At 64.2% G+C, this 24403-nt stretch carries 25 protein-coding genes; 9 read left to right on the top strand and 16 right to left on the bottom strand.

Annotated features, from left to right (window positions below; translation table 11 throughout):
* Positions 1–548: 548 nt before the first annotated feature.
* The 10 genes from PPSIR1_RS26015 to PPSIR1_RS25970 are packed head-to-tail and all read right to left on the bottom strand — an operon-like array spanning position 549 to position 6002.
* Entirely contained in the window at positions 549–1406 is an 858-nt protein-coding gene (locus PPSIR1_RS26015) for a hypothetical protein (RefSeq protein WP_045116762.1), read from the bottom strand.
* Positions 1403–1825, bottom strand: a complete 423-nt coding sequence (locus PPSIR1_RS26010; RefSeq protein WP_006974172.1) for a hypothetical protein — start codon at positions 1823–1825, stop codon at positions 1403–1405. Before PPSIR1_RS26010 ends, PPSIR1_RS26015 begins: the two co-directional genes overlap by 4 nt.
* The gene (locus PPSIR1_RS26005; RefSeq protein WP_006974171.1) at positions 1822–2583 is read right to left on the bottom strand and encodes a hypothetical protein; all 762 of its coding nucleotides are present in this window, start codon (positions 2581–2583) and stop codon (positions 1822–1824) included. Before PPSIR1_RS26005 ends, PPSIR1_RS26010 begins: the two co-directional genes overlap by 4 nt.
* The gene (locus tag PPSIR1_RS26000) at positions 2573–3439 is read right to left on the bottom strand and encodes a hypothetical protein (RefSeq protein WP_006974170.1); all 867 of its coding nucleotides are present in this window, start codon (positions 3437–3439) and stop codon (positions 2573–2575) included. Before PPSIR1_RS26000 ends, PPSIR1_RS26005 begins: the two co-directional genes overlap by 11 nt.
* Positions 3432–3644, bottom strand: coding sequence for a hypothetical protein (locus PPSIR1_RS25995; RefSeq protein ID WP_006974169.1), 213 nt, complete (start codon positions 3642–3644; stop codon positions 3432–3434). The genes PPSIR1_RS26000 and PPSIR1_RS25995 overlap by 8 nt, the downstream gene beginning before the upstream one ends.
* A complete protein-coding gene (locus tag PPSIR1_RS25990) occupies positions 3641–4327 on the bottom strand; it encodes a hypothetical protein (RefSeq protein WP_006974168.1) in 687 nt (228 codons plus the stop codon). Before PPSIR1_RS25990 ends, PPSIR1_RS25995 begins: the two co-directional genes overlap by 4 nt.
* The gene (locus PPSIR1_RS25985) at positions 4293–4697 is read right to left on the bottom strand and encodes a hypothetical protein (RefSeq protein WP_006974167.1); all 405 of its coding nucleotides are present in this window, start codon (positions 4695–4697) and stop codon (positions 4293–4295) included. Before PPSIR1_RS25985 ends, PPSIR1_RS25990 begins: the two co-directional genes overlap by 35 nt.
* Positions 4694–5296, bottom strand: coding sequence for a hypothetical protein (locus PPSIR1_RS25980; protein ID WP_232296552.1), 603 nt, complete (start codon positions 5294–5296; stop codon positions 4694–4696). Before PPSIR1_RS25980 ends, PPSIR1_RS25985 begins: the two co-directional genes overlap by 4 nt.
* Positions 5297–5340: 44 nt before the next feature.
* On the bottom strand, positions 5341–5577 hold the full coding sequence (locus PPSIR1_RS25975) for a hypothetical protein (RefSeq protein WP_006974165.1): 237 nt from the start codon (positions 5575–5577) through the stop codon (positions 5341–5343).
* Positions 5574–6002 carry a hypothetical protein gene (locus PPSIR1_RS25970; protein ID WP_006974164.1) on the bottom strand — a complete coding sequence of 143 codons (429 nt, stop codon included), beginning with the start codon at positions 6000–6002 and terminating at the stop codon, positions 5574–5576. Before PPSIR1_RS25970 ends, PPSIR1_RS25975 begins: the two co-directional genes overlap by 4 nt.
* Before the next feature lie 392 nt (positions 6003–6394).
* Here PPSIR1_RS25970 and PPSIR1_RS25965 point away from each other — a divergent pair, with 392 nt between their 5' ends.
* The 4 genes from PPSIR1_RS25965 to PPSIR1_RS25950 are packed head-to-tail and all read left to right on the top strand — an operon-like array spanning position 6395 to position 10091.
* Entirely contained in the window at positions 6395–7462 is a 1068-nt protein-coding gene (locus tag PPSIR1_RS25965; protein ID WP_006974163.1) for a hypothetical protein, read from the top strand.
* On the top strand, positions 7455–7661 hold the full coding sequence (locus PPSIR1_RS25960) for a hypothetical protein (protein ID WP_006974162.1): 207 nt from the start codon (positions 7455–7457) through the stop codon (positions 7659–7661). Before PPSIR1_RS25965 ends, PPSIR1_RS25960 begins: the two co-directional genes overlap by 8 nt.
* Positions 7662–7664: 3 nt before the next feature.
* On the top strand, positions 7665–9641 hold the full coding sequence (locus tag PPSIR1_RS25955) for a hypothetical protein (RefSeq protein WP_006974161.1): 1977 nt from the start codon (positions 7665–7667) through the stop codon (positions 9639–9641).
* 9 nt (positions 9642–9650) lie between these two features.
* The gene (locus PPSIR1_RS25950) at positions 9651–10091 is read left to right on the top strand and encodes a hypothetical protein (RefSeq protein WP_006974160.1); all 441 of its coding nucleotides are present in this window, start codon (positions 9651–9653) and stop codon (positions 10089–10091) included.
* A gap of 8 nt (positions 10092–10099) precedes the next feature.
* Here PPSIR1_RS25950 and PPSIR1_RS43830 read toward each other — a convergent pair whose 3' ends face one another.
* Positions 10100–10426 (bottom strand): helix-turn-helix transcriptional regulator, encoded by a 327-nt coding sequence (locus tag PPSIR1_RS43830; RefSeq protein WP_006974159.1) that lies wholly within the window; start codon positions 10424–10426, stop codon positions 10100–10102.
* Between the two features lie 327 nt (positions 10427–10753).
* On the opposite strand from PPSIR1_RS43830, the gene PPSIR1_RS25940 reads away from it, so the two are divergent.
* Both PPSIR1_RS25940 and PPSIR1_RS25935 read left to right on the top strand, forming a co-directional pair.
* Positions 10754–10993, top strand: a complete 240-nt coding sequence (locus tag PPSIR1_RS25940; protein WP_006974158.1) for a helix-turn-helix domain-containing protein — start codon at positions 10754–10756, stop codon at positions 10991–10993.
* A gap of 249 nt (positions 10994–11242) precedes the next feature.
* Entirely contained in the window at positions 11243–11629 is a 387-nt protein-coding gene (locus PPSIR1_RS25935) for a helix-turn-helix domain-containing protein (protein WP_006974157.1), read from the top strand.
* A gap of 196 nt (positions 11630–11825) precedes the next feature.
* Here the strand turns inward: PPSIR1_RS25935 and PPSIR1_RS25930 are convergent, their stop codons facing one another.
* Complete coding sequence (locus PPSIR1_RS25930; protein WP_006974155.1) at positions 11826–12365, bottom strand: RNA polymerase sigma factor; 540 nt, start codon at positions 12363–12365, stop codon at positions 11826–11828.
* A gap of 85 nt (positions 12366–12450) precedes the next feature.
* Between PPSIR1_RS25930 and PPSIR1_RS46540 the strand changes: the two genes are divergently transcribed.
* On the top strand, positions 12451–13842 hold the full coding sequence (locus PPSIR1_RS46540) for a serine/threonine-protein kinase (RefSeq protein WP_157595990.1): 1392 nt from the start codon (positions 12451–12453) through the stop codon (positions 13840–13842).
* Here PPSIR1_RS46540 and PPSIR1_RS25915 read toward each other — a convergent pair.
* Positions 13814–14296, bottom strand: coding sequence for a hypothetical protein (locus PPSIR1_RS25915; protein WP_086001703.1), 483 nt, complete (start codon positions 14294–14296; stop codon positions 13814–13816). The two genes, PPSIR1_RS46540 and PPSIR1_RS25915, sit on opposite strands and share 29 nt — an antisense overlap.
* Positions 14297–14970: 674 nt before the next feature.
* On the opposite strand from PPSIR1_RS25915, the gene PPSIR1_RS46535 reads away from it, so the two are divergent.
* Positions 14971–18927, top strand: a complete 3957-nt coding sequence (locus PPSIR1_RS46535; protein WP_086001708.1) for a KAP family P-loop NTPase fold protein — start codon at positions 14971–14973, stop codon at positions 18925–18927.
* A 161-nt stretch (positions 18928–19088) separates the two neighbouring features.
* On the opposite strand, the gene PPSIR1_RS25910 is transcribed toward PPSIR1_RS46535, so the two are convergent.
* Both PPSIR1_RS25910 and PPSIR1_RS25905 read right to left on the bottom strand, forming a co-directional pair.
* Complete coding sequence (locus PPSIR1_RS25910) at positions 19089–19799, bottom strand: hypothetical protein (protein ID WP_006974151.1); 711 nt, start codon at positions 19797–19799, stop codon at positions 19089–19091.
* Positions 19800–20346: 547 nt separating this feature from the next.
* A complete protein-coding gene (locus PPSIR1_RS25905; RefSeq protein WP_006974149.1) occupies positions 20347–21456 on the bottom strand; it encodes a tyrosine-type recombinase/integrase in 1110 nt (369 codons plus the stop codon).
* A 179-nt stretch (positions 21457–21635) separates the two neighbouring features.
* Between PPSIR1_RS25905 and PPSIR1_RS25900 the strand changes: the two genes are divergently transcribed.
* Complete coding sequence (locus tag PPSIR1_RS25900; protein WP_232296551.1) at positions 21636–23153, top strand: IS1380-like element ISPlpa1 family transposase; 1518 nt, start codon at positions 21636–21638, stop codon at positions 23151–23153.
* A gap of 348 nt (positions 23154–23501) precedes the next feature.
* On the opposite strand, the gene PPSIR1_RS25895 is transcribed toward PPSIR1_RS25900, so the two are convergent.
* The gene (locus tag PPSIR1_RS25895; protein WP_006974147.1) at positions 23502–24362 is read right to left on the bottom strand and encodes a hypothetical protein; all 861 of its coding nucleotides are present in this window, start codon (positions 24360–24362) and stop codon (positions 23502–23504) included.
* Between the last annotated feature and the right edge of the window lie 41 nt (positions 24363–24403).

Below are 24403 nucleotides of genomic sequence, written 5' to 3'. Positions count from 1 at the left end.
GTCGAGCGAAACGTCGACCTTTGCGGGTGCTGTGGCGTCGTACTCGACGACGATGGGGACCCCCTTGGCCCGCAGCTGCGTGGCGACAGCCTCGATCTTGTCCCGCGACTGCTCCTTCCCTCGCGTCCGCGGGGCGTACCAAGCACAGCCCGCCGGTAAGTTCCGCGAGAACCGAAACCGATACGGCGACCGCAACGCCTTGATCGCCTCCTTGTGCGCCTTGGTCTCCCCGCAAAGCAGCACGCCCCCCTCGAGGCTGTACCGCACAACCAGCTTCGTCACCTCCGGCTCCCCAAACAAACTCCCAGGCCGCTGGATCTCCAGCTCCCGCCCAGGCTCCCAGCTCACATCCGGCTTCTCCCGTGTCGACCCATCCGCCTGCCGAAACCAGACCTGCACCTTGTCAGAGAACATCCTCAGCCCACGAATCTCCCGCTCCCCGTCCCCGGGGATGCGCACGACATCCGCGACCCGAAGCTCACGCGCCTCGATCTTCATGACTCACCTCCTGATTGTCCCGGCCCCTACGCGCGGACCGTCGCTGGTCCCTAGGGCTGGATGTCGAGCTCCCAGCGCGCCACGAACACGAGCCCCGTCTCCGGGTCTCGATCCAGCGCCCGCAGCGTGACCCCGCCGCGCATGCTGCCCTCGCTGAACACGATCTGCTGGTGCAGCCCCTTGGTCCCGATCAGCTCGAACTTCACGAGCTCCCGATCCACGTACCACTCGATGTCCTCGGTGATGTAGGGCATGACCAGGTCGTAGGGCGTACCCGGGTGGATCTCGTAGGTCTTCTTGGTCTTGTGGCTCGGCTGGAAGGTCGCTGCCGACTTGCCCTGGCTGTCGTAGCCCTTGGCCTCGGTGGGCTTGGGCCGCGCCGCCAGCAAGATCACGCCGCGCGGGACCTCGACCATGTCCCCCACACGGAAGCCGTGGCCGGCGTGGGAGCCGTGGTGCTCGGCGTGCACGACGGGGCCGATGACTCGGGCGCGGACCACCGAGCGCTCCACCGTGCGGACCTTGGCGGTGAGGACCTCCTCGCGCGTCTCGGGGTAGCCGGGCACGGGCTCGGACTCGACGCCGAAGAGCACGACGTCTTCTTGCGTGAGGTGATCGATCACCTCGTCCTTGGGCGGGGCGTAGCCGCCACCGAAGGCCTCCTCGAACTTCTTCATCACGTCCGCGTCGATCTCGGTGCGCGGAACGTAGTGCCCCCGGGCGCGTCGCTCTTCGGGGGTGACGGGGTCTGAGCCGTCGTCGTCGGCGTCAGCTGGAGCGTCGGCTTCCTCGGCCTCGGCGTCCTTCTTCTTTTGGCGGCGACGGTAGAACCAGTAGGCTCCCCCGCCGATCAGGGCCGTCGCGGCGACCGTCGCCGCCACGATGCCCACGGTCTTCATCGCGGTCATCCGATCCTCCATCCAAAGGTCAGTTGGCCGTGCGTGCCGGGCAGGATGCGCCCGACTCGCACGGCGAGGGCCATGGCCTGGCCCTTGATGTTCACGGTGGGAAAGCCTGCCCCGGCGTCGCTGCGGTAGGCGACGGGGACGCGGCGGGCCGCCTGGACGACGAGCGGGATCTGGTCGGGGTCGGCCAGGGCTGCGTCGACTTCGGCGGGGGCGGGGCTCTCGTCGGCGATGCGCTCGGCGGGGATCCACGCCAGCGTCACCGCCGGGGCGCGGTTCTTGCCCGCGTAGCGCCCGGTGGACTTGTTGAGGGTCACCCACGAGAAAAAGCGCAGCGCGCTCGAGTCCCGGGGCAGCACGGCCGTGTGGAAGGACGGGCCCTCGTCGCCGTCGAAGCGGCGGATCGTCGACCGGCAGATCACGGGACCAGCTCCAGCGCGCCGGGGTAGCGCGGCCACTCGAGGGGGATGCGCCGGTCGAGCGCCGAGAGCTCGAGGCCCACGGCGAGGGCGGCCTTCTCGGCGTTGTTGCGGGTGACCTTCGAGCGGCCCTGGGCTTCGGCGTAGTCGCCGATCAGCGCGGGCGAAGCCATGCCGCGCTTGATCGCCAACACGGTCCGATGCTCGGGCGGGAGCTCGCGGAAGCTCGCGCGCTGGACCAGGCGATGGACGTAGTCGACAAAGAAGACCGTCGCACGCCAGGGGTTGAAGACGTCGTAGGGGGTGACCTTGCCGCGGCGCAGGGCCTCGGTGTTGCGGTAGGGCGCCAGCGCCGAGCTCGGGAGCAGCCCGTAGGCGCCGCCGCTGCCGAAGATCCACATTTTGCGCGGATAGGGCGATTGGCCGTAGGCCGCAGCGTTGCGGTCATAACCGGCCGCCGCGGCGTTGGACTCGGCGATCTGTTGCTCGCGCGGGGCGTTGCGGGGCTCGGTGAAGTCGGGGAAGAGCTCGACCCGCCCCAGGCCCGTGCGCGGGTTGCCGCGGCTCTCGGTGTGGCGCTGGAGCTTGCCGAGGACCGCGACCTCCGGCGGCGCGCCGGTCCGCCGGATCATCCGATCGAAGCTGGGCCGACGCGCCGAGTAGATCGCCGCGCCCACCACCGTGGCCGTGGCCACGCCCGCGAGCGTGTACCAGGCCCAGGTCGGCACCCCGGCCTCGAGCGCGTCGGGCTCAGACCTCATCGGGCTCCCGGCGGTTGGCGATGCGGACCACGGCAATGGTCCCGCCGATCAGCAAGCCCGTGCCCAGGATGACCCCGCCCCACAGCATCCCGCGCTTGGCGGCCTCGCTGAGCTCGGCGAAGAGCTTGTCGAAGCGCTCCTCGGCCATCTTCTTGGTCTCTTCGAAGTCGTCCCGGGCGTCGTCGATCGCCTCGCCGGTCTGGGCCAGGCCGTCCATGAACCGCCCCACGAAGCCCTCGCCCATGTCCTCGGCGTGGTCGGACAAGATGCCGAGCTGCTGCGCGAAGTACATGTGCATGATCGCGTCGGGCACGGGGCCGGCCGACTCGCGCCGGCGAACCAGGCCCACATAGACCGACTCGGTGTTGGTGTCCTCAGGCTCGAGTTCGTCGAGTACCTCGCCGTACTCGCGCAAGCGCTTGAGGTAGGCCAGGAACTCCGCCTGGTAGCGCTTGCGCTCCGAGTCCGGGACCTTGTAGCTGGGCAGCTTCTCCCACACCGACTGGGCGAGCAGGTGAACCCGCTGGGCCTCGTCCTTGACCTCGTCGAGCAGGGCCTGGAGCCGCGCCGCCGTGCGGTCGGCTCGGGTGTCGAACTCCGGCCAGATCTCATCGAGGACCTGGGTGTAGTGGGGCCGGGCCACGGGCGGCGGGCTCCCGGGCGAGAGCGGAGCGCCCACGAAGATCGGCGTCGCGGCGGGGATCGGGTCCTCCTCGTCGAAGGCGTGGGGCGGGCTGGGTCCGAGATCGAGGTCCGGCGTGTAGGTCGGCCCCTGCCCGAGGCCCTTGGTCACCACGCCCACGACCTCGGCGTCGATGACCTCGGGCTTGATGAAGGCCATCTTCAGGTCAGGCATGGCCGCCCCGCTTGCGCTCGCGCAGGGCCTTGAAGGCCACGCGCGACTCGAAGGCCAGCGTGATCGCGTTGAGCGTGTCCACATCGAGCTCGCTGGTGACGAGCACGGGCTTGCTCCCGAGCAGGTTGAAGTCGCGCTGGAAGTCGGCCACGCCGGCCGGCGCCGTCGTGTAGCCGAGCTCGCGGAGCTTTTGCTGCGGCGTCATCGCGTCTGCTCCGTGAGGCTCGACCAGCGGATCGCGTTGTCGGTGTAGTTGCTCAGCACCACCTCGAGGGCGTTGAGCGTGTTCTTCCCGGCGATGCCGTCGACCTGCAGGATCCCGCGGTAGTGGCGGAGCAAGCTCGACTTCTTGACGTCGCTGGGGAGCCGGACCTGCTTCTTGTCCAGCCCGCGGATCACGTCGTTCCAGTCGCGCTGAAAGCGAGTGACCTGCGGGTGCGGGTTGTCCTTGGAGCTCAGCGCCTCCTCGTTGACCTCGACCTTGTAGCCCTGGCTCAGCATGGCCATGCGCACCGGGGCCGAGCGCGGCCACAAGATCGTGTTGTAGCCCGCCGGGTCCAGGCTGATGTTCGGCGGCTTCCCGCTCGCGCGCCCGCTGGCCTTGGGCTTCGACGGGGCCTTGGGCGTCGTCCCGCCGTCGCTCGGCGAGGTCTCGTCGTCGATGACGATCGGCGACACCGGCGTCCACCAGCCGTTGCGCTGCCCGAGCTTGTAGAGCCCAAAGCCCGCGAGGCCCAGGGCCGCGGTCGCGCCCAGGCCAATGCCCACCTTGGCGCCCGGGCTCAGCCCTTCGCTCTCGTCGGGGTAGTTGGCGTCGGTCAGGGTCTCGGCCGCCTCGTTGGCGTCGAGGACCTCAACCGGGCCCGTCGTGGTTGTCGTGTTGTCCACAGCAACAGCTCTCCTCGGTGTTGAACTTCGAGACCGGATCGAGCACCTCGCCGCCCTCGACCTGGTAGGCCAGGCGCTGGCCGTCGATCAGCACGGGCCGACACGCTCGCCCGGCGGCCAGCTCCTTGCCCATCGAGTAGGCCACGATGCTCACGGGATGCCCGGCGCCGGTCTCGAGCAGCCGCCGGGCATCTTGAAGCGCCGCCCCCTCGTCGAGGGAGCAGCCTCCACAGCGCGCGCAGCAGGGCAAGTCCTGCCCTGCCTCGCGCCGAAACTGGCGGGCGTTGAGCTTCGCCAGCGCCTCGGTGAAGAACACCGACGCCTCGCGGGCGAGCTCCTCGCCCACGAGCTCTGTCGGGAAGCGGATCATCCCTTCTTGCCGGCGCTCGTCGGGTTGATGCCGGACTCGCTGAGCCAGTTGCTCAGCAGGCCGTAGAGCTTGTCGGACAGGCCGATGTGCTCCTTGAGGTAGCGAAGGCCCGCGTAGCCGCCGATCGCCCCAAAGAAGGTCGCCTGGAACATCTGGCTGTCCGACCCCGTCAGGTTCGAGACCTCGATCGTGAAGCCCTTGGAGCTGTCGACGGGCCCGATATCCGGCGGGAAGGGGTTGAAGGGAGTCTTGAGGGCCTCCCAGTCGAAGGTGTCGGGGTCGCGCGTAGTCGTGATGCCGGTGCCGGTCATGCCCGCGTCGCGGTCGTCACGACGGGAGATGGCCTCGATCCGAATGTCCGGACCCGACAGGTACGCGACCATGGCCACGGGCATCAAGCGCTCGTAGGGCTTGACCTCGTGGCGGACGCGGCCGCCAGCGGGCACGGGCACCTCGACCTCGAAGGGCACGAGGCAGCCGAAGGCGAATTCGCTGGGACAGGTAATCTCCTGCTTCATCGCTTGCTGGGCGGCCTCGAGCCCGTATGGAGCTCCCGGTGCGGCGCACGGGAGCAGGCTGTTGAGAGTGGTGTTGAACATCGTCTTGTCGTGGCTGGGTTGGGGCTAGCTCGGGGTTGGGGTTGTCAGGTCAGGTCTTGCTCGATCTTCTGCACGCGCTCGTTGAGCCCGGCGACGAGCCCCTCGAGCTCGACCACGCGGGCCTCGAGCTGGGTCTGGCGGTCGTCGAGATGGTCCTGGCGGGCCTTCTCCTTGGCCTGCTTGTCGAGCATCAGCTCGGCGCGGCGGGTGCGGCCTTGTTGCTTGGCCTGGCGTCGTTGGAGCGTGCGCTGCTCCGAGGGTTTGGAGGCGGTCTGGGTCATTGATCGTGGTCCTCGATGAAGTTGTGGGTGGTGATGGAGATCTGCGAGTGGAGCAGGACCTTCCCGGCCTTCCCGACTACGCGGAGGGTGCGACTCTCGGGCCCGGACAGACTCAGAGCTTTGGCCCCGAGCCCGACCACGCCGTTGAGCACCGCCCCCACCGGGAAGCCGCCCTTGGTCTTCCACGTGGCGAGCGCCCCCGCACCGGGGGCGAGGGTGACTTCGAGGACCTCGGTGACCAGGTCCTCGGTCTTTTGCTTGCGCTTCTCAGCGGCCCACTCGTGACGGCACCGACGGCCAAACTCGCTGGCCTCGATCTTCTCCTGCAAGAGGGTGGCTTCGTCGACTTCGCGGTGTGCCAGCTCGGTGTCGAACTTCGCCAGCGCCGCCGGGCTGATGTCTTTCGGGACCGTCTCAAACGCCATGGAACCACCGTGAGGCAAGAATTCGTTTCTGTCTACTTGGCCCGTAGGTGAGTGCTTTCCAGATCGGTCGAATAGGGTGACTGCTCGTCCTCCGATCTGGCGTGTTCTGGTGCGAGCCAAAGGGGCAGCGTTCCGGGATGTTCGGGGCAGTGCCCCCACAGTGCCCCGGCAGGTCGAATTATGCAAAAGGGCAATGCCCTGGCAGTGCCCGGGCACAGCCAGGGCAGCGTTCCCAAGTGCCTCATTTGCCCCTCGCAGATATTTAACATTGCACAGATCTTGAATCCGACTAAACCACGCACGTGCCCCGGCCCAAGCGCAACTATCAAGTCCCTCCCGAGGACTGGGTAAGCAGTCTCGAGGAGTACGACGACAGGCTTTTTCGCGTGCGCATGCTCTGGCGACGAGGAGGCGGCGACTACCGGCCGATGACCTCCGAGTCGATGCCAAAGGAGGCGCTCGACAGCCCCGATCAGTGGGAGGGAGTCGAGCTCGAGGGGGCGCATTTCGACTGGCAAGGACCTGGTGACGCTCCACCCGCAGACCGCCACCGCGAGATCTACGTCATCGCCGAGGAGACCTGGCGCGTGGCGGCGAGGTGGACCCGGATGCAAGGTCGGTGGTGCGACTTCCAGCTATGCGGCCTCGACGAGGACGGACAGACCCTCTTTGAAGTGGGCAAGCGCTACCACCTCGACCCCCCCGGCAACTCGGGTCGGGTTTCGACCGATCCTCCAGTCGAGCCCCGACTCCCGGTCAGCGATGTCCAGAACGTCCGAGTGGGCGAGGGAACCCGCTGGCTCTACGATCGGGTCTCGGAAGAGCGAGACAAAGCCGCCGACGAGCGCGACAAGATGTTCGGACAGGCCCACGCAGCCCACCAGGCCCTCTTGGACGGCATGAAGGTCTTCCCGGAGCTCATGGGAGACACCAGCAGGGTGCTCAAGCAGGTCATGGACGAGCACCGAGTCGAGCGCGACGTGGCTCGCTCGCAGTTCACCGCCCAAGCCCAAGCGCAGGCCGCAGCGATCCGAGAGATGGAGAAGACCAAACGCCGAGAGAACGCCGGCAAGGTCGTCGTCGAGGGTATCCGGGCGGCCTCGACCTTCATGGGCCCGGTGTTTCAAGCCGGCCTCAAGTACCTCACCGACCGGAAGGCGCAGACCGTCCCGGAATTCGAGGTCATCCAGCAAGGCATCGTCTACCTCGTCCAGGGCATGGACACCCCCATGGTCAAGCGCATCTTCGACGGCGACATGCAGATGGCCGGGGCCTTCATCGGCGTCATGGACGAGGCCGGCCAGGCGAACACCGAGCTCGCCGCGATCAAGATCCTTCGGCCCATGCTCCCCGTGATCCGCAGCGAGCAGCTCCGCGATGAGATCAGCGACGAGCAGAACGTGGCGCGCCTGTTCATCCTCGGGCGCGTGTCCATCTACAAGATTCCCTACTATGGCTGATCCCAAGAAGGCCCTCGGGGTGGATGAGGCGGGCCTCGCCAAGCTGCGGGCGGAGCTCGAGGTCGAGGTACCGAGCGCGGAGGAGCTCGAGCGCGAGTTGCTCGCGGGGCTCGACCTCGAGCTGCTCGACGCGATCGCCAGGATGCGCATCAAGCAAGGGCTCCCGCTTCAGCGAGTGCCCAAGGACGGGGAAGGGTGAGCGATGCTGTTGCGACCGGACGAGACCTTCATCGACGAGGTCACCAACCGCGCCGAGCGGGTGTTTCCGCGGGGGTCGGAGTGGACCACCTTTCGGAGCCACCTGCCCGATGACGAGGTGTTCAAGAACTCGATCTTGGATCCCGCGATCGGCGTGGGTGGCGAGCTCGCGCTCAAGACCTTCGCGTCCGCGGACTGGAAGAACTGGGTGTCTTCGGCGCAGATCGGGCTCTACGAGATCGGGACGCGCATCGGCCTGCCCAAGCTCCAGGGGAGCTCGCTCGCCCAGGGGATGTCCACGGTCTACTCGCATCTCGGGAGCACGCTGAACACCATCCAGGCCTACGACGATCCGGCGCAGATGATCCCCGAGCTCATCCAGAACACGGGCATGCAGGTGGTCCAGCAGATCACGGGGCAGGCCGGGATGGTCTCGCAGACGGTGGGCCAGGTCGTGGCGGCGGCGGTGTGGGCCGTCAACGTCGGCCGCGCCAAGGTGCAGGCCGACCTCGCCAAGGATGTGCCGCTGCCGCCCTTGCAGACCGAGGACCCGGCGACGGACACGTGGCAGATGAACCGGGTGTTCGAGGTGTTCCGCAGTCGCGGGACGGGCGGCGTTGTCTTCCCAGACGGCGGCACCGCGGCGGCCTCGAACGCGGACTACACGAACTTCTTCCTCCCGGCCTACCGCAGCAACGGCCCGTGGGAGGTCCAGTACCGCGAACATGGCATCGGCGCCCAGCAGGGCCAGCCCCAGACAGCGCGCGGGCCCCGTGGTGAGACCCAGTACCGCTTCGACCCCGGCGACGGCGACACCTTCGGCTTCATGCCCGGGACCACGACGACGCTTCGTGTGCTCCAAGCCTCCTACCGCTTCTATCACTCCGTCCGTGGTACCCCCGTCGACCGCTACACCCTGCGCTGCAAGGGCGTCGACCGCCCCTGCTACAAGAGCGTCAAGACCTTCGACGGGAGCCGCGACTGCCGGCAGTGCGTTGACCCCGAGTCCGTCTGGCCTGTCGAGGGTGTGGGGTGGGCCTATGGCGGGAGCCCCCTCAACGTGACCACCCCGGGCGAGAACGTCGGCGAGTTCTACCTGTCCACGAACAAGTTCCTGCTCAACCTGCTCGACAGCATCAGCCGGCCCGGGCCCTTGCTGTACACGGTCAACACGGAGCTCGTCTTCGAGATGTGGAAGTCGACCTTCGAGCGGTTCTGGGAGTTTGCCCATGACCAGTGGCGGCGCCACAGCGGGCAAGGGTGGCGTGGACAGATCTCGAGGCTGGCCACGCTCATGACCGCTTTTGACCACGAGGGCGAACCGCTGCCCGGCGGCCGAGACCCGCGCATGCCCTCGACCTTGATCGCGTCAGCACGGGACCCCGAGTTCACGGTCCCCTTCAAGGCCTCGATCTTCTCGCGGCTCATCGCGCCCTACTGCACCGACCTGATCAGGATCCAGCTCCAGCAGCTGGACACGATCGCGGTCGCCTACGTGCCGCCCGGCGCGGGCGCCCTCTACCACGCGAACGGCAAGCTGCGTCAGACCAAGCTCGCGGACCGCTTCGACACCGCCCGCCGCGAGCTCCTCGCCAGCTCCAAGCGCATGGCCGTGGACCTACGCCGCGTCAGCGACCCCGTGTACCGCAAGGCCCTCGAGGCTTCTGGAGTCAAGGCGACGACGGTCAACTCCAAGCTGTGGGGCAGCCCGGGGATCGAGGGCGAGCTGCTCCGGCCCACGCTCAAGCCGCCCCGCGCCCCTCGACCACCCAAGGTCGCCCGGCAGCCTCCACTCCAAGCGACCGCGCTCCTCCTCAAGCCTGACCGGCAAACATCCGCAGACGAAGAGGAGGGCTCACGCTCGGCCCAGACACCAGGAGTCGCCTGGGGCGTCATCGCCGGCTCCACAGCTCTCAGCGCCGCCGCAGCCTGGGCCTTCCACCAACTCAGCAAGGATGACCCCCGAGACTCGCGGGGGTAGGATGCGCCCATGGCCCTGCGCCCCGCCTCCTGCGTCCTCCTCGCTGGCCTCTCCGTCCTCGTCGCTGGCTGTGGCGCCCCCGACATCTCCGAGTCCATCTCAGACTACGTGGAGGCCGTGGACGGCAGCCTCGAGCGCCTGTGCGACTGCGCTGCGCTCCAGGGGCACGACACGATCGGCGAGTGCAAGGACGCCCTCGGCCAGGGCGCGGGCAAGGACGAGGAAGAGGCCTGCATCGCCGACGCGCTCGCGGGTGATGAGCAGGAGGGCGAGGAGTACCTCAGCTGCGCGACCGTCGCGTTGCGAGACTACGCCGACTGCCTCGCCGACAACGAGAACTGCGACATGAGCTTCTTGGAGCTGTGCGTCCAAGACATGGAGACCAAGCTCGACGCTTGCGGAATGTCCCAGCTCCGCGGTCGCGTCGAGTCTTGCTCGAAGCCGTCTTGACGAACGCGTTAGCCCTGGGGCTGGGAGCTCACGGCGGTCCCATACATCGCACCAACCAGAGTCGCCGCCAACTGCCGGTCCCGCTCCGGGAGCCCTCGAATCAACGCCGCCAGCTCATCGGCCTGGTCGAACTTCTCCCCGAGCAGAGCCTCGAGCGGGAGCTTCAGCCCGTCGGCGATCTTGATCATCGTGTCCAGCGACGGGCTGAACCGCGCCGACTCGACCCGGCTGATCGTGTCCGACGCGACCCCGGCCATCCTCGCCAGCCGAGCCTGAGTCAGGCCGCGCCCCTCCCGGAGCAGCCGAACCCTCGCGCCGAAGAGCTCCCCGTTCATCGGGTCGCACTCCGTGACTCGCGCAGAAGTTCGGGCTGTACCTGGGACGAGGACGCTTGGCGACGAAGCTTGGGCATGGACGCGCGCATGCGGCTGCGAAGCGGGTAGGAAACCACTCCGCTACTCCCGGACCCGACTTCGCCCGCGAGGTCATCCGCCAGCCTGCACTGACCAGCGGAGACGAGAACCTGATTGTGGGTGCAGCCCTTCCTACGGGGCCGATCTCAGCGTAGCCGAGGGTGCCCACCGCGACAAGCTCGGGGTTTGGCTCAAGGCCGCGATGCCCGGCGCCGACCTCGCTCCGGTGCGTCTATACTCGGCGCCGTCGTGCCCTCGCGTCCCGGCTACATCCTCCTCACCGAGAACCTTCGGCGGCTGACCGAGGAGAAGTCGATCTCGCTGGCGAGCGTCGCCGACCTCGCGGGCATCGACCGCGCCGAGCTCTTCGCTGCGATGGCCGGCGAGATCGATCCCGACCTCGACTGGCTCAACAAGCTCGCCGATGGTCTCGGCGTGAAGGTGTCCGAGCTCGTCCGCGACGTCTCTGCTGGCAAGTCGTCGAACTGAGGGGGCGAGACCTCTCGAGGGGCTCGACAAGGATGCGAGCCGAGGGCGATCGATGCGTCGTAATTGTCGGCATGCCAGCCGCGGGCTCGCCGAGTTTGGGCAGCCAGAGCCCGAGCAAGCCAGTGCGGATTCACAACCTCAGTTTTGCCTGCCAAGAACCGCAAGCTGACGCGCTCTCAGGCCAGCGACCCGCATCCGCGCGGCTCTCGAGCGCACACGTGTCGAGCCGAGCTGGCCTAGCCTTCCGCCGTGGCTCTCAACCCACGCTATCGAGAAGGCGAGCCGGATCGTCACCGCTTCGGCAAGCACGTCAAGAGCCTGCGCATGGCTCGGGGAATGACCCAGGAGCAGCTCGCCGAGCGAGCCGGGTTGTCTGCGGACACGATCCGCCGCCTCGAGCATGCCGGCTTCTCCCCCTCCCTCGACACCTTGTTCAAGCTGTGCCTCGGGTTCGACCTCCTACTGAGCACCTTCTTCATCAGCTACGAACTCGGGGAGCGGGATGAAGCCCGAGAGCTGATCGACATCGTCAGCGGTCGCCGAGACCCCGAGGACATCGAGATGGCGACCACCATGATCCGGCTGCTGTTTGGGCGCTTGGACCAGATGCGAGCCGACACCGAGGAAGACGCCTGACAGGCGCCTGGGCGTTCAGCCCTCCCGATCTCGAAGAGCCTCGAGCACGAGCCGGAGGTGTCCGACGGGGAAGGTGTCTGACACGTCCAAGACAGCCCGCTGCCCGATCTGCACCCGCGTCCGGCCGCTCCCGCCACGGTAGAGGTCGACTTGCTCCGAAGCCCTCGGTACAGCTCTGAGACCCCTGGGCGAAGCTTCAACCATCTTCATGGACGCCCCCCGTCGCGCGCTCCACCAGGCCTGCGCCCAGTCGTTTTCGCAACAACCCGCGAGAACGCGAAAGCCGCGATCGGACAGTGTTGTAGTTCACCCCCAACTCCGCCGAGATCTCCAACGCCCCTTTCCCCTCGAGGTAGAGCTCCACGACAACCCTGAACTCTGGCGGCAGCTCTCGAACCGCCTCATGTAGCTCCCGCGCCGCTCGTCGCTCTGCGACGATGTCCGTGAAGGACATCGTGATGTCCATGACCTCCAACTCCGCGACGTCCATATCCACCAACGTGCGCCGTCGATATCGGCCGCGGAAGTACTCCGCCACCTTTCGACGCGCGATGGCGATCAGGTAGGTCTTGCGTGAGCTCTCCCCACGGTAGTTCATGGCCGCGAGCCATGTGTCTTGGACGATGTCGTGAGCGTCGTCGGGCCGGATGTAGCGCGCGACAAAGCGAGCGAGGACATCTTGCAGTCCGCGAAAGGAGCTGCTGCCGATGTGTCGGATCGAAGAGGCGGTGCTCATGGGGGGATAGCTGCCAATCCTGTTGTGTTCTGCGGTTGGTCCTTCGGGCAGGTTTGGCGCCGACCCATGGAGTAGCCTACTGGTCGTGGTCGCCGGTGAATTGATCCCCGCCCCGGGTGCATTGCCGGCGTGGTGGGGTCCCCGACCGGAGCCGGAGCAGCTCCCCGCGCTCGAGGTCGAGCAACTTGCTTGGCTCGTCGAGGGGCGGGCGGTGGTTCCTGTCGCTGATGCACTCCGCGGACCGGCGGCGGGGCGCTACTTGCTGCATGAAGAGCTCGGCCGCTCGCGCTGGGCGGTGGTCTTTCGGGCCATCGATCGGCTGCTGTTGCGCGCTGTTGTGGTCAAAGTCTTTCGTGATGAGCAGGACTTCGGCGAGGCCCGGTGGATCGCCGAGGTCAAGCATGAACACATCGTCGAGGTCCACGATGTCGGTACCTACCAGGGCCACGCGTACATGGTGCTCGAATGGTGCGAAGAAGGTGACCTTGCTACGTGGTCCCGAGACCAAAGCTGGCGCGAGATAGTCGAGCGTATTGTGGAGGTTGGCCGCGCACTCGAGCACTGCCATGCGATGGATGTCGTCCATGGCGACGTCAAGCCAGCGAACGTCTTGATCTCCGAGGGTCGCGCTCACCTTGCAGACTTTGGCCTGGCCGACCGCCCCGCAAGTGTCGAGGAGGTCGGCGGCACCTTGGGCTACATGGCGCCCGAGCTCGGACTGGGCCAGCGAACCCCGGCCGCCGACGTCTACGCGCTCGCGGCCACGGCCTGGTTCTGTCTGTTCGAGGCGCTGCCCTACTCGGGGCGGACAACGATCGCCATGTGGGAGCACGCCCTCGAAGGACCCCCAGCGGAGCCGGCTCGGAGACCACCGGGCTGCCCGCCCGAGTTGCTCGAGCACATCGCCACCGGGCTGCATGCGGATCCCTCGCTGCGTCCAAGGCTCAGCTCATGGTTGGATGCACTCGAGGCCCTGCGCCGGCCTCAGCTTCAACCACCGAGGCCCCGATCCTACCGGACATGGATCGGCGGCGTGCTTGGCGCACTGATGCTTGCTTCCGTCGCGCACTCAGCGCAAGGAGCATGTGTCGAGCCACCTCCGCGCGCGGAGGTCCGGCGGGCACGCGTCGTCGCCTTGGCGGGACAAGCCCGCGACGCCGCCGAACGCGCCAACGGAGGGGCGGCCGTGTCGGCGATGGACCGGGCCTTCACGCTCTCCACCGACGGTGACCCCGACCAGCTCGAGGTGCTCGCCATCGCGGCCCATGATGCCGCCACCGCCCTCGAGAAGCACGGACTGCTCGAAGACGCGCTCATGATCTGGGCCTACGCCATCACGCTGGATCGGCGGCTTGGCCGAGAAGCCGAGTTGCTCAACGCGCGCGCGGCGATCCTCGCCCTCGACACGAAGTTCAACAGGGCCAAGAAAGCCTCGCACGAACCGGGCTTCACAGCTGTTCCGACTCAAAGCAAGTGACGGTCCCGTCCTCGTTGCACACGCCGTCGTGGCAGAAGTAGAGAGTCCCGCCGCAACCGCCACCGTGGACGCAAACCTCCTCGCCGTTGACCGTCGTACAGCACATGGCGAACTCCTCGGAGTTGTTCGGAGCCGGCGCGTCCAGGCAAACACCCGGCTTCGAGCACGCGTCCTCGAGGGGGATGTACGCGACCACGGTCATCTCGACGGGATCGAGGAGCTCGCCAAACTGGACGTAGTAGGGCCACTCCGTCGGGCCGCAAGCTGTGCTTCCCTTGAGCCGGATGGTTCCCAAGGGATCAAGGCAGACATCTGCGTCAAGGCGTGGAGCCGTCGGGCCGGTGTAGGTGCAGGCGGAAGGGTTACTATAACAGAGATCTCGATACTCAGCCGCACTGGCCTGCGTGCTGAGAAAAAGGAGAGTCGGGATGAAGAGGGCGATGCTCCGGTACATGCGCCCAGGCTACTCGCCCATCGACGAGTAAGCCCGTCCCCAAGCTCGACTAATGGTTTGATGACTACAACGAGAATCATCCCCACAAGGGGCCTGCAGCCCGAAGACGCGGCCGAGAGCGGGTCTCCCTCGCGGTGTGCTGTGGCCTGTTGTCTGACAGCCACTGCACCAGTCGCGGCGTCTTCTTCCCCCCAAAGCGCCCCTTGGCGCTCATCACCATCAGATCCCGGATGCGCTCGACGACCTTGGGGTCGACCCACACGTTGTTGTGAAAGGTGATGCGCCGGTAAATCCGCTCGAAGGACTCGCCCAGGCGCTCGCGTCAGTCCTCGTCTTCGACCACAGCAACCACAGCCAGTGGTCGTCGAGTCGAGCAAGAGTTGGCCGCCCGTGGGTGCGGACGACGTTGTAGCTCTCCTCGTGGCGGCAGGCGTGGGCCTCAGTCCACGCCGCGTCGACGAAGCTGTCCCGGTGGAAGTGGTTGTCGCTCTTGGTGTGGGTGAGTCAGATGTAGTTGCCGTCGTAGAGGTGGATGTGCTGGGGCCACGGAGGTTCAGAAGGGCGCAGAGGTTCAGTGGCAGCGTGCCTTTGGACGCTTGCATCATCCTTGCTACCAAAGCGACACTCCAGGCTCTACTTCTCGTTCGCACGAACATCTCCCAAGAGCATCTCTGATGAGCACTCCCCCTTTCCCTCTAGAGACTGTCCATGATGTCGAAGTCGTTTCTGCCTCTGACGATGCGTTCGGACACCGCTATCTCGCCGAGGCGTTGGACTCCGTAGTCGAGTCACATAGCCCCCCCTTCACTGTCGGCATTTTGGGGCCTTGGGGTAGCGGAAAATCCACTATCAAATCGATGTATCAGGAGAGAGTCGCAAAAAAAGACTCAAACACTGTTCATACGATTACTTTCAACGCGTGGCGACATGCCGCAGAGGACATCAAACGAGCCTTGCTCCGCGAAACCTACCGAGGGTTGAACGGTTCTGTATCGGAGCTCGATCTATTCCTGTTCCAAGAGCAGTCGCGTGCGGAAGTTCAATCAGCAGGCTACTGGCGGCAGGTCAGGGACACATTTAAGCGCGCGGGAGCTTACCTACCCCTTATATTTGCAGTATTCGTGATTCTGGCCGCCCCTGCTCTGATCGCCATTTTACTCACGGATAACGCTAGCCTCACCTACACACTGGTGTCGCTCGCACTCGTCGCATCTCCCTTCGCATCGAAGTTACTGGCTGGAGGCTTCAAGGTCTCTGACCTAGAGGTAATCGACACGACTCATCGCCGGCCGGAGGTGGTTGATGAACAATACCAGCAACGCCTAATTGGTCAAATTAGCAAGTTTAAAACTATTCGCAAGACCCGCCACTTCACGAAAATTGTTATCTTTGTCGACGATCTCGACCGAATTCCGGCTGAGCAAACGGTTGCCTGCCTGGAAGCTATTCGAGTCTTCACAGACATACCGGACGACCAACTTGAGAAAGGTATAGGTCTCGTCTTCGTTCTGTCTTGTGACGAAGAGCGTATTGCACAAGCTCTTGAGGTTACAAAGTCAGGCCAAGTTCAACATCGCATTGAGGCTCGTCGCTTTCTTGACCGGGTCTTCCAGTTCCGCATTGATATACCGCCGACAGAAACACCGGACATGCGTCAATATGCACTCCGGTTGTTCTCTGAGCGACTTCAGAAAACAACAAGTGACCTCATGTCACGGGGCGTCTCTCTGTCGACGTTGATCGACATCCTTGTACATGTAGACATCCAGAGTCCGCGTGCAGTAATACAGCACGTCAACTCTTTCTCACACCTATGGTGGCTCGCAAGGAAGAAGGAGGCAGATGGCTTGGGCACGAACAAAACTGGCGTTCTACGGAAAGGAACTGTAACTGAGCACTGGAAAGTTATGGCAACGCTGTGCGTCCTACGTGTAAGTTACCCCGACTTCTATGCTGACCTTGAGCGAGATCCTGGTTTACTCGAGGGCTTCACTAACATTTTCTCCCGACATCTGACATCATTTGACAGGCAGTCGTTGAGGCGTCGAACGTCGGAGCTGATCAGCAAATACCAATCGAAAGATGGTTCGCTCGCACCTCAACATTATAGCCTGCGGCGGTTTATCGCCTTCACCGCGTCGATCCCAAAACCCGTCTCACTCGGCCCATTTCTCAGTTTGGCAGAGGACCGAGTATCTCGCCGTTTCCCTGACCGGGCACCCGACGTTAGGCGAAATCTTATCTCAGGAGACGTCCATGGGCTACTCGACGCCATTCAAGCATCCCCTGATGGCAACATTCAAATACAATCTGATGCAACAAGTCTCTTGGCAAGTCTATATGCGGACCTTGCAGATGAAACCGACTTTCGACGGCATAGCGCAACCCACGCAATGTGGTCACTGTTGCCACGCATGTCTCAGCAGATCGAGCCCGTCCTGTCAACTTTAGCCCAAGAGGTTTATCTCCACCACGAACTCCGATGGCGAGTTGGTCTAGATACGATTAAGAAGTCCCTAGATCGGTTCTCGCCTCTCGATCGCGTGGGAATTGTTTCATCTCTGTCGAGTGATCTAGCAAGCGTTCCTACAGCGTTTGGCGGAGATCCCACATTGAGCGACTCGAAGTTATTTGCAAACTCGATCGCTCGCATAGCGATCGAGAGCATCTCGCAATTGGACTCGCAAACCCAACAGGATTTTTGGGGATGGCTCTCGCGCCGCAACGTTAGTGCCGGAGGCGAGTCGACGACACTGCCATTCTCAATGATAGAAGGCTGGCTGCCCGAGTTTGCGAAGGTAATATCTGACCAATGGGGGGAAGGATTTGTCAAGACAATGTCCGCCCATGCGAATTCCGATGGCGTGACTATCGATGCTACCAAGTCTCTTTCTGTTTTGCAGCGGATCGTGTCGACGGCGAGGGAGAGTGGCGGACAACAGGGCATTGAGCAATGCTGGTCTACCGTGACGACTGTCGCCACTTGTCTGCCGGAGGAGTTGGTAGCCTTCTCAGTTGAGTCGGCACTGTCTTTTGGAGAGGAGCATGATCGCCAGTTTGTCGAAGGGTTCTTGCTTCACGGACTGATGCCACGCCTAACTCGCTCCCAAGAGTCGGAAGCTTGGGCCCTTCAGGCGACGGGTCTGTACACTAAAGCGCTTTCGACCCTGCTTCCAAAGTCTCCGACCTTGGAACTGTGTCACTCCGTGTTGGACCTTGTCCGTATCACCGATAAAGCTGGTGAGGATCTGTATCTGGGCGAACTCCTCCCTTGGCTCCAGGGCAAGGACGATGTGTCTGACCAGTTGGCTCAGCTAGCAAGTGAGTGGCTCTCAAGTCTAGCTGACCACCCGAGGAGTGTCCACATATGGCTCGGGACGCGTATCGCCCATGAAAAGAGCCATTCATCATTGAATGTCGTCCTCCAACGTTTGATATCCGGCCAGGTCAATGACGCAGGTGCGATGGAGGCGGTCAAGAATGGCTCGCTGGCCGCAGCTACGATGTTGAGTTCCTCGGGGCTCGCCGCATTCTCTGGCGCCAAAGGTCCCGCGCAACAACTTCTTGCGCACATAACCAAACATCGCAATTCTGCGCAATACGTCTCTGCTGTTGCACCCGTGCTCCCCTACCTGCACCGATTCGCAGAGGGCGATCGTGGATTTACACAAAATGTGGTACAGTTTGTCGCTAGTATTCCTTCGGGATCTCAAGCCACACCCTCCGTCTACCAGGCGATGAATGGACTTTGGCCACAGGAGGGTCAGGTAAACTACAGCGCAATCATGAGCCATGGTCTGACATGGGTACGATCAAAAAGGAGCAGTAAAGGGGCGGTATCAATTTTCGCCTCAGGCTCCAGTGCCCTGAGCCAATCAGAGGATCTGGATCTGACGATATGGCTGAATGAAGGCGTGCTCTTGTATAACAGTCACTTGGGCAGCGAGGATGTCATTGGTGCGCTGCTAAGTCTCAACACAAACCCCGCCCCCGAGCACTGCGCAAGCATTCGGCAAGAAGATGGTTTGCGTGACAAAGACTCCCCACGAAGTCGGATCTGGGGGCACTTCTTGAAAAATGGTGGAACGGAGTATGCCGAGAGCGTCACCCGATGGTTCATCGGCCAACCGCTCTCGGAGGAAGAGACGCGTCTTTTACATGACTGGGTCAAGACGGTCCAAGGCACCCTGGAATCGGCGGCAGACGTGTTGGCGCCGATATTTGATGACGCCGAGGTTGACTCCAACCAGATGATCACACTGTGGCACGCGTCCCTGGGTGTGATGGCGTCGTTGCCTGCTGACTGGGTGGCATCGCGGATCAAGACCATGCTAATGGATGAGACCGCGTGGGGTGTAGTCAAGGACTCACGCGGAACGCTGGATTCGATATTTTATTCACATGAAGAAAAGGAGGGATTAGCGCTAGTGTTGTTGGAGGCATTGATGATCGTAGGGATTAAGGATGTAGAAGACATTTGTGCGACATGGGTAAAAGACCTCGGCCAGCAGCATCTTGCCTCTGATGCCAAGTTCGAGGCAAATGACGAGCAACTTAGTAAAATGAGGGAGTACTTTCCTCCTCAAGGCGAGAAGAGTGGAGTGCTGAATCGACTTTTTGGAAATACATGACCTCGCGGGCTTCTTGGGCGGAGCAGTCGCGGCTTGAGCGAGGCGGGTGAGGCGATGGGAGTCCGGCATGCCACTTCAGATGCCACGAGGAAGCACGCACGAGACGTAACCTGCTTCTTCTCATGCCACAGGTGGCAGCGTCGGTGAGCATGTGCGGTGGCTCAGCCCGTCGACTCGACGATTGTGATCGGCGTCGGGAAGCTGGTCGGGATCGCGTTGGTCTCGACCACTTGCATCACACAACTCGTGATCGCGCCTTGAATGCACTGCCCCGCGGACTCGTACGACTGCACATCGATTTCCGTCGGTGCTCCCGTGGTCGTGAACAATGTGCTCGGCTCATCCCATCCATCGGTGTTTCCCCAGACGCGTCGACGGTTAGGCCCAGAACCACCACAATCGCCACCACTGGACGCGAGTACATAGGCCGTCCCCGAGCAGTCGTCGGTTGGGTACCAGTAGGTATTGGGCCCACCAACGTTCCCGGTCGCGTCGAACACGGAGAACAGTAGACCTTGCTCGTCGTCCCAAACGTAGATAGACCACTCGGCGACAGACATGAGATAGCCGATGCGTTGGCCGTCGGCCTCCACTTCGAGACTGGTCGGCGCCGCTTCGCTTCCAGTCTCGCCAACGTCAGTATTTTCGCCCTCGGTGTCGTCGGTCTCAGCATTGGTCGTCGCGTCGTCGGTGTCGCTGGCTCCCTCGCTGGTCCCATCGTCGGTCGTACCGCTGCTACCTGGCTCCTCATCGGTCGCACCCTCGCCCACGGTCTCTGCGTCGCCCGCCTCGTCTGCAGTGTCTCTCGTGGCAGGGTCGTCGGAACAGGCAAGGGGTAGAAGCGTGAGGAGCAGAATCGGTATCCGTTTCATCCTGGGCAGGCTACCAAACTCCCTGCCGCGATCAGGCCGCTTCCCGCGTGTACTGGTGATGAAGCCCCCTGGTCATAAGGCCGCGCTCCGCTCGTCGGCAACGACCAGAGCAAGCGACTCGTCGACTTGTTGGTCCCCGAGCCCAAGCCCGACGTGGTCACGCCCGAGGGCGACTGACTGGACCGCGTCAGCGAGTACCGCGCCTCTTTCGTCGACATGGCTCATCCAGAATTCATCCAGAATTCATCCAGAAAGTTGCTGCTCAGACCCACTCAACCCCACTCAACCCCACTCGATCACCGAATTGCCAGACGGGCTCCCAGCTATCGCTGAGAGCCCGTCTGAGCCAGGAGAGCGCGTCTAACCGCCGTTTTTGAGGTTGTCGATTTTTCCGTACAACAGCGTTTCGAGTCCTGTTGCCGGAGCTTTCAGACGGGTAGCTAGACCTCTCTAGCTGCCCGTTTTCCGTTGGTTCCCCAAACGTGTGCTCCCATTGTGCTCCGCGCTCTTGGCGCGGATTTCGAGCCGTCCCTCGAGCCAGCCGCAGCTAGTCGAGCAGACGGTCGATCATGCCCCCGTGCCCCTCCGGGCTCAGGTGCGCGTATCGCATCGTCATCGTGATGTCGGCGTGCCCGAGCCACCCCTGAACGATCCGGATCGGCACCCCCGCGAGCACCGCATGCGACGCGAAGGTGTGCCGAAGCACGTGCGGGGTGATGCGCCGCTCGATCCCCGCGGCCTCGGCCGCGCGGGTCAGCGCCCGGCCGATCGTGTTGTGGGCCAGCGGCCGACCGTCCGACTGGGCGAAGACCAGCGTGTCCGGCTTGCGCCGGCGAGGGCCTCGACGAACCGCGAGCGCCTCCCGGATGTCCCGGGCCAACGGCACGCTCCGGCCCTTGCCGGACTTGGGCGTGCCGATCCCGGCGTTGGTGACGGCTTGCTCGACGCGGACTTGTCCACCCTCGAGATCGACATCTCGCCACCGAAGCCCACGCAGCTCCCCGAGCCGCAGCCCAGTTCGCAGACCCAGGAGCACCAGCGATCGCCACTGCTCCTCGGCCCCGACGAGCAGGGCCCGAGCCTCGTCCTTGCTCAAGAAGTCCGTGCGCGCGGGCTTCTTGGGCGTGGGGATCTCCGGGATCCGATCGAGCAGCTCCCATCGCCGGGCGACGTTGAGCAGCCGCTTGAGCACGATCAGGTGGTTGGAGATCGTGCTGGTGCTCAGGCCGTCGGCGTGTTTGCGGGTGATGTAGCGATCGATGTCGCGGGCCCGGATCTCGTCGAGGCGGAGCTCGCCGAAGGCCGGGATGAGGTGGTTGTCGAGGGTGCGCCGCTTCTCGCGGAGCTCGCCGGGCTTGTTGGGACCTTTGCGCGAGGCCCCGGGGCTGGCTTGGAAAGCCAGGAACTCCGGGGCGAAGTCCTCGAGCGTCGGCGCGCTCCGAATGTGTTGCGTTCGCTTGTCCTTCCCGCGCGCACCCGGGAGAAGCTTGTCCCGGAGCTCGCGTTCAAAGGCCTCGGCGCCACGGCGTGTGTTGACCGGCGAGACTCGCCGGATCTCCTTGCGCTTGCCGTCGGGGCCCGTGTGCTTGATGTGGACCATCCACTTGGTTCGGACGCGGCCGTCTTTGCCGGTCCATCGCTTCTTGTAGACGCTCATCCTGTTGTCCTTTCGGAGTTGGGACGGCGCGCCGTTGGGCGAGACCAAGCTAGCCCTGAAGTAAGCGCGTTGGTCAGTCCGACGCGTGAGTGAGATCCAAAACCATAGCTGGAGTCCCGCAGAGAGCAGTTGTCAGAGGAAGTGCCAACCACCTCAACAGCCAACCTCGAGGACTCCAAGTGAAGAAGCCTACACCGCTCCCCCGCGCCAGTCACGTCAACTCCGGGACGTCGATTCCTCACGAGGAGCTGCCCTGGCCCAGCCGCCCAGGGCCGGTCCTGCGGCATCACAAGATCCACCTCGAGCATGACGCTCGACCCGATATCACGAGCCTTGGCGGGCTGGCATTGCCGCTGGCATTGCTGCGGCGCTTGAAGGCGGCGCAGACCTTGGACGCCAACGTCGATGTATTCAAGCGCTACCTCCCCTACCACGAGTCCGATCACATCATCTGTCAGGCCTTGATGCTCTACGCAGGCGGCTCATGTCTGGAAGACATGGCGATGCTGCAGCAAGACCAGGCGTTGCTCAAGATCCTGGGCGCTGAACGCACGCCTGACCCGACGACCTCGGGAGATTTCCTCAGGCGCTTCGTCCCGAGGGGCAAACTCGAGAGCCTGCGTGCGGGCATCGATGAGGTGCAAGAGACGATGTGGAAGAATCCGAAGCGCTGGTCGTGGTCGCGCAAGCGCAAGCGCAAACCGCTCGCGGTCTTGCATCTCGATGGTCATCTCGAGCAGACGTCTTCGACCCGCGAGGGCGCAGATTTCAACTACAAGGGCAAGTGGTCCTACAGCGTCTTGGTCGCATCTTTGGCCGATGGCGAGTGTGTCGGGCTGCGGCTTCGTGGCGGGAATGTCCGCTCCAGTGATGGGGCTGCCGAGCTCCTCGATGACGTACTCCCGCGTCTGCTCAAACAATTCGAGACCGTCCTCGTGCTCGCAGACAGCGACTACGATCGCGCCGATCTTCGTCATGCCTGCGAAGGACATGGCTGCTACTTCGCGTTCGTGGGGCGGGAGACGCCTGATCGGCCAGCAATCGCCGAGCAACCCCGAGTGTGGCGCTCCTTCCAAACTCGAGCCAAGCGAGCAGCGGCCGAGCGCGAAGCCAAGCCAAGCTTCAAGCGTCGAAAGAAGAAGCGAAACCGTCGCAAGCGCCGAGCTCGGCAGCGAGGCTACAAGGAGCTGAAGCTTGCCAGGCAAGCGGTCGCTGAGACTGAAGGTCCCGGCGGCACACGGATCATCATTCGCCGACAAATACTCGACGTCTCCAAGGGCAAGTCGCCGCAGCGCGAGATGTGGAAAGAGGTCCGGTATCGCTACGTGGTCACGAATCTCCCGAGCAGCTGGTCGGCTGAAGATGTGATCGACGAGACTTACAAGCGCTGTGATCAAGAGAACATCATGGCTGGTCTTCACACGGGGATCGCCGCGTGGAGGATGCCGGTCGCTCAGCTGCGGGGAAACGCTGCGTGGCTGGAGATCGCCCGACTGGCTTGGAACCTCGGCAAATGGACAGCTCAGCTCGCGCTGCCCAAAGAAGTCACCCGGTGGGAATGGAAGCGCTTTCGCCGAGCCTTCGTCGACATCCCAGCCCAGGTCATACGCACAGCTCGCCAGCTGCGGGTCCGGGTGCTTGGGACACATCGCTACATCAACGAGTTTCTCTCCGCCCACGCCTGCCTGCAGGTCTGAACTTCAGTGACATCAGCGCTACGAGGAGCGTCGGCTTCGGGACACGTGCGCCCTCACGCCCAGTCCGAGTCGGTCGCGCGGCTGATCGTGCTGCTGATTGAGCTCGAGAGGCTCGAACTCGACGTCAAGGTGGTCGAACTCGAGCTCGTCGACCTACTCGGACTCGTGCGGGGGGCTCGCTTTGCTCCGAACGCGCTTATTTTTGGGCTAGCACCGAGGTCGGGGTGCCTCAACGTGGTGCGGGCGTGGAAGGAAACGCCGCCCTCGAGCGTCGCGCCGCCAAGCGGGGTTCAGTTAGTCGGAGGCGCGCCGCGCAGGCCTACGAGGAGCAGGCCACCACGGCGCTCATCAGGGGTCGATGAAGAGATCCCAGCGCGCGACGAAGACCAGGCCTGTCTTGGGATCGCGGTCGAGCGCCCGAAGCGTCACGTCGCCGCGCATGCTGCCCTCGCTGAACACGATCTGTTGGTGGAGCCCCTTGGATCCGACGAGCTCGAAGCGGACCATCTCGCGGTCGACGTGGAACTCGATGTCGTCGGAGATGTAGGGCATCACCAGGTCGTAAGGGGTCCCGGGGTAGACGTCGTAGGTCTTCTTGGTCGAGTGGCTCGGCTTCAAGGTCGCCGCGGGGCGGCCGTACTTGCCGTAATTCTCGATGCCGTTGGGCTTGGGCCGCGCGGCCAGGATGATCACCCCTCGAGGGACCTCGACCATCTCGCCGAAGCGAAAGCCGTGGCCAGCGTGGGCCCCAAGGTGGGCCGAGTACAGAGCGGGTTCGGAGATCCGGGCGCGGATCACCGTGTCTTCGACCGTGCGGACCTTCGCGGTGAGGATCTCCTCGCGCACGCTGGGGTAGCCGGGCACGGGCTCCGACTTCACGCCGAAGAGGATGACGTCCTCCTGGGTCAGGTTGTCGAGAATTTCGTCTTTGGGCGGCGCGTAGCCTCCGAAGGCGTCGATGAACTTTTGCTTCACGTCGTCGGGGAGCGTGGTGCGGTCCATGAAGCCTCCCCGAGGGCGAACCTCGTCCGGTGTGACTGGCTCGGTGACGCCGTCATCATCGTGGTCGTTGGGGAGGTCTTCTGGGTCAACCTCGGCCTCTTGCTTCTTTTCGCCCCAACGGCGGTAGAGCCAGTAGGCTCCGCCGCCGATCAGGGCACTCGCCGCGAGAGTCGCCGCAACGATGCCCATGGTCTTCATCGCCGTCATCCGGGCCTCCCATGGGGGCGCGAAGCGCTCGACGCCTGCTC

It is taken from the genome of Plesiocystis pacifica SIR-1 (genome assembly GCF_000170895.1).
In the GTDB taxonomy this organism is placed as follows: Bacteria; Myxococcota_A; Polyangia; order Nannocystales; family Nannocystaceae; genus Plesiocystis; species Plesiocystis pacifica.
Note: the sequence above shows the minus strand (reverse complement) of the source record. Positions and strands in the feature narration are given on the sequence as shown.

Bases quoted from the DNA above. Each gene is read 5' to 3' on its own strand.
- PPSIR1_RS26015 (WP_045116762.1), bottom strand. From the start codon at position 1,406: ATGACCGCGATGAAGACCGTGGGCATCGTGGCGGCGACGGTCGCCGCG.
- PPSIR1_RS26005 (WP_006974171.1), bottom strand. From the start codon at position 2,583: ATGAGGTCTGAGCCCGACGCGCTCGAGGCCGGGGTGCCGACCTGGGCC.
- PPSIR1_RS26000 (WP_006974170.1), bottom strand. From the start codon at position 3,439: ATGCCTGACCTGAAGATGGCCTTCATCAAGCCCGAGGTCATCGACGCC.
- PPSIR1_RS25995 (WP_006974169.1), bottom strand. From the start codon at position 3,644: ATGACGCCGCAGCAAAAGCTCCGCGAGCTCGGCTACACGACGGCGCCG.
- PPSIR1_RS25985 (WP_006974167.1), bottom strand. From the start codon at position 4,697: ATGATCCGCTTCCCGACAGAGCTCGTGGGCGAGGAGCTCGCCCGCGAG.
- PPSIR1_RS25980 (WP_232296552.1), bottom strand. From the start codon at position 5,296: ATGTTCAACACCACTCTCAACAGCCTGCTCCCGTGCGCCGCACCGGGA.
- PPSIR1_RS25975 (WP_006974165.1), bottom strand. From the start codon at position 5,577: ATGACCCAGACCGCCTCCAAACCCTCGGAGCAGCGCACGCTCCAACGA.
- PPSIR1_RS25970 (WP_006974164.1), bottom strand. From the start codon at position 6,002: ATGGCGTTTGAGACGGTCCCGAAAGACATCAGCCCGGCGGCGCTGGCG.
- PPSIR1_RS25965 (WP_006974163.1), top strand. From the start codon at position 6,395: ATGCTCTGGCGACGAGGAGGCGGCGACTACCGGCCGATGACCTCCGAG.
- PPSIR1_RS25960 (WP_006974162.1), top strand. From the start codon at position 7,455: ATGGCTGATCCCAAGAAGGCCCTCGGGGTGGATGAGGCGGGCCTCGCC.
- PPSIR1_RS25955 (WP_006974161.1), top strand. From the start codon at position 7,665: ATGCTGTTGCGACCGGACGAGACCTTCATCGACGAGGTCACCAACCGC.
- PPSIR1_RS25950 (WP_006974160.1), top strand. From the start codon at position 9,651: ATGGCCCTGCGCCCCGCCTCCTGCGTCCTCCTCGCTGGCCTCTCCGTC.
- PPSIR1_RS43830 (WP_006974159.1), bottom strand. From the start codon at position 10,426: ATGAACGGGGAGCTCTTCGGCGCGAGGGTTCGGCTGCTCCGGGAGGGG.
- PPSIR1_RS25930 (WP_006974155.1), bottom strand. From the start codon at position 12,365: ATGAGCACCGCCTCTTCGATCCGACACATCGGCAGCAGCTCCTTTCGC.
- PPSIR1_RS25915 (WP_086001703.1), bottom strand. From the start codon at position 14,296: ATGTACCGGAGCATCGCCCTCTTCATCCCGACTCTCCTTTTTCTCAGC.
- PPSIR1_RS46535 (WP_086001708.1), top strand. From the start codon at position 14,971: ATGAGCACTCCCCCTTTCCCTCTAGAGACTGTCCATGATGTCGAAGTC.
- PPSIR1_RS25910 (WP_006974151.1), bottom strand. From the start codon at position 19,799: ATGAAACGGATACCGATTCTGCTCCTCACGCTTCTACCCCTTGCCTGT.
- PPSIR1_RS25905 (WP_006974149.1), bottom strand. From the start codon at position 21,456: ATGAGCGTCTACAAGAAGCGATGGACCGGCAAAGACGGCCGCGTCCGA.
- PPSIR1_RS25895 (WP_006974147.1), bottom strand. From the start codon at position 24,362: ATGACGGCGATGAAGACCATGGGCATCGTTGCGGCGACTCTCGCGGCG.